Origin of the sequence: Streptomyces sp. DH41, from assembly GCF_029813785.1 — a bacterium.
Classification (GTDB): Bacteria; Actinomycetota; Actinomycetes; order Streptomycetales; family Streptomycetaceae; genus Streptomyces.
Window position 1 is genome coordinate 722,112 of the sequence record NZ_JARVKY010000001.1, and the last position, 7,405, is coordinate 729,516.

Below are 7,405 nucleotides of genomic sequence, written 5' to 3' on the forward strand. Positions count from 1 at the left end.
ATTAGCTAATCGTTACCTGGCGTGACCTGGCACACAGCTCCGCGAGAGCCTCGGTCGTCACGGGCGAAACCGCGCCCTCCTCGGTGACGATCGCCGTCACCAGTTCGGGCGGGGTCACATCGAACGCCGGGTTGTACGCCTGGGTCCCCAGGGGTGCCACCGGAATCCCGCCTCCCGCTCCGGCCACCGGCACCTGAGGTGCTGTGACCTCGGTCACTTCGTATCCGGGGCGTTGCTCCACTTCGATGGACGCCCCGTCCGGTGTGTCCGGATCCACCGTCGTGACCGGTGCCACCACGATGAACGGCACGTGGTGGTACCTCGCGAGCACGGCGAGCGGATAGCTCCCCACCTTGTTCGCCACCGAACCGTCGGCCGCGATGCGGTCCGCGCCGATGAGCACCGCGTCCACCTCACCCGCCGCGAACAGCGAACCGGCCGCGTTGTCGGTGAGCAAGGTGTACGCCATGTCGTGGCGGGCCGCCTCGTATGCCGTCAGGCGAGCACCTTGCAGCAAGGGACGCGTTTCGTCCACCCACAGCCGTCGCAGCCGTCCCGACCGGTGCGCCGCGAGGGCCACCGCGAAGGCGGTTCCCTCGCCGCCCGACACCAGCGAACCGGTGTTGCAGTGCGTGAGGACACGGTGCCCGCCGGCGGGCAGCAGCTCGTCCAGCAGCGCCAGTCCGTGCGCGGCCATCCGGGCGCTGGCCTCGGCGTCCTCCCGGTGCAGCGCCCGCGCCGCGGCCAGCGCGGCCGCGGCGGCCTGCCGGGTGTCACCGGTCCTGGCGAGCACCGCCTGGTGAGCGGCCCGCGCCCGGCCCACCCCGACGGCGAGGTTCACCGCGGTGGGGCGGGCCCCCGCCAGCGCGGCCGCGGCCTCCTCCACCTCGAAGCCCCTGGCGGCGGCGAGCGCGACACCGTAGGCGCCCGCGATGCCGAGCAGCGGTGCCCCGCGCACGGCGAGCGAGCGGATCGCCTCCACGAGCACGGACGCGTCCGTGCAGACCAGCTCGACCTCCTCGGCCGGCAGCCTGGTCTGGTCCAGCAGGACCAGCACCGGACCCTCGGGAGGTTCCTCCCAGCGAAGAGCCGGTATGCCGGCCGGCCGCTTGCCGTCGCCGCTTTGCGCGTACTGATCAGCCATGCGGCCAGTCTGCCCCCTACCCGACGGACTATTGAAGGTGCGCAGCCGATACCGCGCCCGGTCCGCGGCCGACCGCCCCATGGCACGATGGCTGCCAACCTGCCGCCGCGACCGCGGACGGGCACCGTGAAGGAGCGACGATGAACGACACTCCGGGCTGGGCCTCGCCCGGATCCGCCCCGTCCGACGGGCGGGAGCCCGGCGCGTCCGGCCCCGCCGAACCCGCCGACCGCCCCGGCGACCCCGATCAGCCCGCGCAGCCCGCGGACCGGCCGGGCGCGGAATCGACGGGCCCCGGCACGAAGTGGTCCAAGGAGCAGCCGCCCCCCGGCCAGTGGTCCGCGCCCACCGGCCCCGGCCAGGCCCCGCCTCCCCCACCGCCGAACCAGGGCTGGGGCGCACCGCCCCCCGGAGGCGGGTACGGCGGTCCGGGCGGGTACGGCGGTCAGGGCGGGTACGGCGGCCAGGGCGGCGGCCACGGCGGCTACGGACCCCCTGGTGGGCACGGCGGCTGGGGAGGCGGCTGGGGCGGTCCCCCGCCCGCGGCCAAGCCCGGCGTGATCCCGCTCCGCCCGCTCGGCGTCGGCGAGATCCTCGACGGCGCGGTCTCCACCATGCGCACCTACTGGCGCACGGTCCTCGGCATCTCGCTGACCGTCGCGGTCTTCACGGAGATCCTCGTCGTGCTGCTCCAGGGCCTGGTCCTGGACGACATCAGCAGCGAGGCCCTCAACGACCCCGACGCCACCCTGAGCGAACTCGGTGACGCCCTCGCCGACACCACGATCAGCTCGGGTGTCATCTTCCTGATCTCCCTGATCGGCACCGTCCTGGCCACCGCCCTGCTGACGACCGTCACCAGCCGCGCCGTCCTGGGCAGGCCGGTGGCCATCGGCGAGGCCTGGCGGGACGCCCGCCCCCAGGTACCGAAGCTGTTCGGCCTGATCGTCCTGCTGCTGCTCATCGTCGCCGGCATCGTCACGGTCGGCATGGCACCCGGTCTCCTCGTCGCGGTCGCGGGAGGCGGCGACGCGGGCGTGGCCCTGACCGTCCTCGGGGTTCTGGCGGCCGGCGTCGTCGCGGTGTGGCTCATGGTCCGCTTCTCGCTGGCGTCCGCCGCGCTGATGCTGGAGAAGCAGGGCGTCAAGAAGGCGATGAGCCGCTCCGGAAAGCTGGTGCGCGGCTCCTGGTGGCGGGTCTTCGGCATCCAGCTGCTCGCGACGATCATCGCGTACGTCATCACGTCGATCATCATCATCCCCTTCACCTTCCTCGCGGCGGCCCTCGGCGGCGACGGCGTCGGCGGCTTCCTGGAGGGCACCGGGGGCCTCGGCTGGACGTTCCTCATCGTCAGCGGCATCGGCTCGGTGATCGGCTCCATGATCACCTTCCCGATCACGGCGGGCGTCACCGTGCTGCTCTACATCGACCAGCGAATCCGCCGCGAGGCCCTCGACCTCGAACTGGCCCGTGCCGCCGGTCTCCGGGACACCGGCGCGCCCGGCACCACCCCGGGGAGCTGATGCGGTGAGCCCGGCGGGGGGAGTTCTCACCGAGGTGCTGTCACGCGCCGCCGTACGGACACCGGCGTGGGCCGGCGACAGCTCCGTGCTGTCGTTGTCACGCTCAGGCGACGAACCGCCGGTGACGATCCCGCGCGACCCCGCGCGGGAGGCCGCGCGGCGTGAGTTGTCCAAGCGGATGTACCACGAGAACGACCCCGGCTGGTTCCAGCGCGCCCTGAACGCCTTCTGGGACTGGATCGACGACCTGTTCAGCAGCGCCGCCACCGCGACCCCCGGCGGGACGCTCGGCCTGGTCATCGTCATCCTGGCCGTCGTGGCGGTGCTGGGCGCCCTCTGGTGGCGCCTGGGCACCCCGCGCCGCCGGGCGGCCTCCGGGCCCGCCCTGTTCGACGACCGCCCTCGCAGCGCCGCCGACCACCGCGCCGCCGCCGACGCGCACGCCGCCCAGGGCCACTGGAACCAGGCCGTCCAGGAACGCATGCGGGCCGTCGTCCGTGCCCTGGAGGAACGCGCCCTCCTCGACATCCGCCCCGGCCGCACCGCCGACGAGGCGGCCACCGAAGCCGGCCGTGTCCTGCCCGCCCACGGCGCCGGGCTGCGCGCCGCCGCCCGGGACTTCGACGACGTCACATACGGCGGCCGTCCCGGTACCGAGCAGTCGTACCGGCGCCTCACCGAACTCGACCTCGCGCTGGAACGCGGCAAGCCGCAGCCGGCGGACAGCACGACCACGAGTAACGCCGACAGCACGGACTCGAACGCCCGCCAGGGAGCCGCCGGATGACCACCGAGGCCACGCTCCCCACCACCTCGGTCTCGCCCACCGCCCGCCAGGTGTGGACACGCACGCGGGGCATCGCGCTCGCCCTCGTCGTGCTGCTCGTCGGCGCCGTCGCGATCGCCGTCGTCCGCTCCGACGCCCGGCACGGCGAACTCGACCCGCGCTCCGCCGACCCGTACGGCAGCCGGGCCGTCGCGGAACTCCTCGCCGACCGGGGCGTTTCCACGCGCGTGGTCACCACCCTGGACGAGGCCGGCGTCGCGGCCGGCCCCGACACCACCCTCCTGGTCGCCGTCCCCGACCTCCTGACCGAACACCAGCAGACACGGCTGCGCTCCGCGACCGAAGGCTCGGGCGGCCGTACCGTGCTCGTGGCTCCGGGCGGTCCCGCCGTCGAACGCCTCGCCCCCGGCGTCACCGCCGATCCCGCGCTCAGCCTCGACTCGACGCTGGCCCCCGACTGCGACCTGCCCGCCGCCCGGCGGGCGGGCAGCGCCGACACCGGCGGCATCCGCTACAGCAGCGCCCACATCGAAGCCGACGCCTGCTACCCCAGTCGGCGCCTGGCCACCCTGCTGCGCATCCCCGAGGCATCCGCAGAGGGCGCCCAGGAGGGCACCCCGGGCGACACCGTCGTCCTCGGCGCACCCGACATCCTCTACAACAACCACCTCGACGAGCACGGCAACGCCTCGCTCGCCCTCCAACTCCTCGGCTCCCGCGACCACCTGGTCTGGTACCTCCCCTCGGTCTCCGACACCACCGCCCCGGACGACGAGCGCGGCTTCTTCGACCTGCTCCCCTCCGGCTGGCTCTGGGGCACCCTGCAGCTCTTCGTCGCCGCCGCCCTCGCGGCCCTGTGGCGGGCACGCCGACTCGGCCCCCTGGTGCCCGAAAAACTCCCCGTGGCGATCCGCGCCTCCGAAACCGCCGAGGGCCGCGCCCGCCTCTACCGCAAGGCGGACGCCCGCGACCGCGCGGCCACCGCTCTTCGCTCCGCCACCCGCACCCGCCTCGCCCCCCTCGTAGGCGTCCCCGCCACCCAGGCGCACACGCCCGAGGCCCTGCTCCCCGCGCTGTCCGCCCACCTCCACGGCGAACACGGCGAACGCCACGACGGGCAGTCCCCGCACACCCTTCTCTTCGGCCCGCCGCCCGGCGACGACGCGGCCCTCATCGCCCTCGCCGACCAACTCGACGCCCTCGAAAGAGAGGTACGCCGTCCATGATGGACCCGACCACTGACAACGCCGGGCAGACCGGGGACCAGGGCGACGCCCGCGCCGCCCTGGAGGCCCTGCGCGCCGAGATCGCCAAGGCCGTGGTCGGCCAGGACGCCGCCGTCACCGGTCTCGTCGTGGCGCTTCTCTGCCGCGGCCACGTCCTCCTCGAAGGCGTCCCAGGAGTCGCCAAGACCCTCCTCGTGCGCGCCCTGGCGGCCGCCACCGAGCTCGACACCAAGCGCGTCCAGTTCACGCCCGACCTGATGCCGAGCGATGTCACCGGCTCGCTGGTGTACGACGCACGCACCGCCGAGTTCTCCTTCCAGCCCGGTCCGGCCTTCACCAATCTGCTCCTCGCCGACGAGATCAACCGCACGCCCCCGAAGACCCAGTCGTCCCTCCTCGAAGCCATGGAGGAGCGCCAGGTCACGGTCGACGGCACGCCCCGCCCGCTCCCCGAGCCGTTCCTGGTCGCGGCGACCCAGAACCCGGTGGAGTACGAGGGCACCTACCCCCTCCCGGAAGCCCAGCTGGACCGCTTCCTCCTCAAGCTCACCGTCCCGCTCCCCTCCCGGCAGGACGAGATCGACGTCCTCACCCGCCACGCCTCGGGCTTCGACCCGCGCGACCTGCGCGCCGCCGGCGTACGCCCCGTGGCGAACGCCGCCGACCTGGAGGCAGCCCGCGCCGAGGTGGCCAGCACAACGATCTCCCCCGAGATCACGGCCTACGTCGTCGACATCTGCCGCGCCACCCGCGATTCGCCGTCCCTCACTCTCGGGGTCTCGCCCCGCGGTGCCACGGCGCTGCTCTCCACGGCCCGCGCGTGGGCCTGGCTGACGGGCCGCGACTACGTCACTCCGGACGACGTGAAGGCCCTGGCTCTCCCCACTCTCCGGCACCGCGTCCAGCTCCGCCCGGAGGCCGAGATGGAGGGCGTGACCACGGACTCCGTGATCAACGCGATCCTCGCCCACGTCCCCGTGCCCCGCTGATGGCGCTCACCGGACGCGCCGCTCTCCTCGCGGCCATCGGCTCCGTCCCGATCGGTATCTGGGACCCCAGCTGGACGGGTTTCCTCGCGGTCAATGCCCCGCTGGCCGCGGCCTGCGCCTGCGACTTCGCCCTGGCCGCCCCGGTACGACGCCTGCTCCTGACCCGCTCCGGTGACACCTCCACGCGCCTGGGCGACACCGCCGACGTCACCCTGACGGTCAGCAACCCGTCCAGCCGCCCGCTCCGGGCTCACCTCCGCGACGCCTGGCCGCCCAGCAGTTGGCAGCCCGGCACGGAGACGACGGCCTCCCGCCACCGCGTGTCGGTTCCCGCCGGCGAACGCCGTCGCGTCACCACCCGGCTACGCCCCACCCGCCGCGGCGACCGTCAGGCGGACCGCGTCACGATCCGCTCGTACGGACCCCTGGGGCTCTTCGCCCGCCAGGCCGCCCACAGGGTCCCCTGGGCGGTGCGTGTCCTGCCTCCGTTCACCAGCCGCAAGCACCTCCCCTCGAAGCTGTCCCGCCTGCGTGAACTCGACGGCCGCACCAGCGTGCTCATCCGCGGGCAGGGCACGGAGTTCGACAGTCTGCGCGAGTACGTTCCCGGCGACGACACCCGTTCCATCGACTGGCGCGCGACAGCCCGCCAGTCCACCGTCGCCGTACGCACGTGGCGGCCCGAACGAGACCGCCACATCCTGCTCGTTCTCGACACCGGCCGCACGTCGGCCGGCCGTGTGGGCGACGCGCCCCGCCTTGACGCGTCCATGGACGCCGCCCTGCTTCTGGCCGCCCTCGCCTCCCGCGCCGGAGACCGCGTCGATCTCCTCGCGTACGACCGTCGGGTGCGGGCCCTCGTCCAGGGCCGCACGGCCGGCAACGTGCTGCCTTCTCTTGTCAACGCGATGGCGCCCCTGGAACCGGAGTTGGTGGAGACAGACGCACGTGGCCTTACCGCCACCGCCCTCCGGTCGGCCCCTCGCCGTTCCCTGATCGTGCTGCTCACAACGCTCGACGCCGCTCCGATCGAGGAGGGGTTGCTCCCCGTCCTTCCGCGACTGACTCAGCGCCACACCGTCGTCCTGGCGTCGGTGGCGGATCCGCACATCTCCCGGATGGCCCGGGCCCGCGGAAACACGGACGCGGTCTACGAGGCCGCAGCGGCAGCGCGGGCCCAGTCGGAACGTCACCGCACCGCGGACCAGCTCCGCCGGCACGGCGTGGTGATCGTCGACGCGACTCCTGACGAGCTGGCCCCGGCACTGGCCGACACCTACCTGGAGCTGAAGGCGGCGGGACGCTTGTAACCGGTCGGCAGGCCGCATGGGGGACGCGGGGCCGACCGGTCTCGTTGCGACCCTCATTGGCCCCAAACGCAGAAAACCCCGCACCGTTCCCGGTGCGGGGTTTTCTCGCAATGATTGTTCGGCGGCGTCCTACTCTCCCACAGGGTCCCCCCTGCAGTACCATCGGCGCTGTAAGGCTTAGCTTCCGGGTTCGAAATGTAACCGGGCGTTTCCCCTACGCTATGACCACCGAAACACTATGAAACAGACAACCAGCCACCCCGTGACCATGGGATGGGATTGTTCGTGGTTTCAGAACCAACACAGTGGACGCGAGCAACTGAGGACAAGCCCTCGGCCTATTAGTACCGGTCACCTCCACACCTTGCGGTGCTTCCAGATCCGGCCTATCAACCCAGTCGTCTACTGGGAGCCTTAACCCCTCAA

Annotated in this window: 6 protein-coding genes and 2 rRNA genes; 5 read left to right on the top strand and 3 right to left on the bottom strand. The window is 73.0% G+C overall.

Features of this window, described 5'->3' with window-relative positions; translation table 11 throughout:
• Position 1: 1 nt before the first annotated feature.
• A complete protein-coding gene (gene mtnA / locus QC283_RS03125; protein ID WP_279559742.1) occupies positions 2-1,144 on the bottom strand; it encodes an S-methyl-5-thioribose-1-phosphate isomerase in 1,143 nt (380 codons plus the stop codon).
• Between the two features lie 140 nt (positions 1,145-1,284).
• Between mtnA and QC283_RS03130 the strand changes: the two genes are divergently transcribed.
• The 5 genes from QC283_RS03130 to QC283_RS03150 are packed head-to-tail and all read left to right on the top strand — an operon-like array spanning position 1,285 to position 6,979.
• A complete protein-coding gene (locus QC283_RS03130) occupies positions 1,285-2,667 on the top strand; it encodes a glycerophosphoryl diester phosphodiesterase membrane domain-containing protein (protein WP_279559743.1) in 1,383 nt (460 codons plus the stop codon).
• A gap of 4 nt (positions 2,668-2,671) precedes the next feature.
• Positions 2,672-3,454, top strand: coding sequence for a DUF4129 domain-containing protein (locus QC283_RS03135; protein WP_383528598.1), 783 nt, complete (start codon positions 2,672-2,674; stop codon positions 3,452-3,454).
• Complete coding sequence (locus QC283_RS03140) at positions 3,451-4,680, top strand: DUF4350 domain-containing protein (protein WP_279559744.1); 1,230 nt, start codon at positions 3,451-3,453, stop codon at positions 4,678-4,680. The genes QC283_RS03135 and QC283_RS03140 overlap by 4 nt, the downstream gene beginning before the upstream one ends.
• Positions 4,680-5,669 carry an AAA family ATPase gene (locus tag QC283_RS03145; protein WP_279559772.1) on the top strand — a complete coding sequence of 330 codons (990 nt, stop codon included), beginning with the start codon at positions 4,680-4,682 and terminating at the stop codon, positions 5,667-5,669. Before QC283_RS03140 ends, QC283_RS03145 begins: the two co-directional genes overlap by 1 nt.
• Complete coding sequence (locus QC283_RS03150; protein WP_279559745.1) at positions 5,669-6,979, top strand: DUF58 domain-containing protein; 1,311 nt, start codon at positions 5,669-5,671, stop codon at positions 6,977-6,979. The genes QC283_RS03145 and QC283_RS03150 overlap by 1 nt, the downstream gene beginning before the upstream one ends.
• Positions 6,980-7,095: 116 nt before the next feature.
• On the opposite strand, the gene rrf is transcribed toward QC283_RS03150, so the two are convergent.
• Positions 7,096-7,212: ribosomal RNA gene (gene rrf, locus QC283_RS03155) — 5S ribosomal RNA — on the bottom strand.
• Between the two features lie 88 nt (positions 7,213-7,300).
• Positions 7,301-7,405 (bottom strand): 23S ribosomal RNA (locus QC283_RS03160); the annotation flags it as partial.

Excerpts from the sequence above, each read along its gene's own strand:
- QC283_RS03150 (WP_279559745.1), top strand. The coding sequence starts at position 5,669 with ATGGCGCTCACCGGACGCGCCGCTCTCCTCGCGGCCATCGGCTCCGTC.
- QC283_RS03140 (WP_279559744.1), top strand. The coding sequence starts at position 3,451 with ATGACCACCGAGGCCACGCTCCCCACCACCTCGGTCTCGCCCACCGCC.
- QC283_RS03145 (WP_279559772.1), top strand. The coding sequence starts at position 4,680 with ATGGACCCGACCACTGACAACGCCGGGCAGACCGGGGACCAGGGCGAC.
- QC283_RS03130 (WP_279559743.1), top strand. The coding sequence starts at position 1,285 with ATGAACGACACTCCGGGCTGGGCCTCGCCCGGATCCGCCCCGTCCGAC.
- mtnA (WP_279559742.1), bottom strand. The coding sequence starts at position 1,144 with ATGGCTGATCAGTACGCGCAAAGCGGCGACGGCAAGCGGCCGGCCGGC.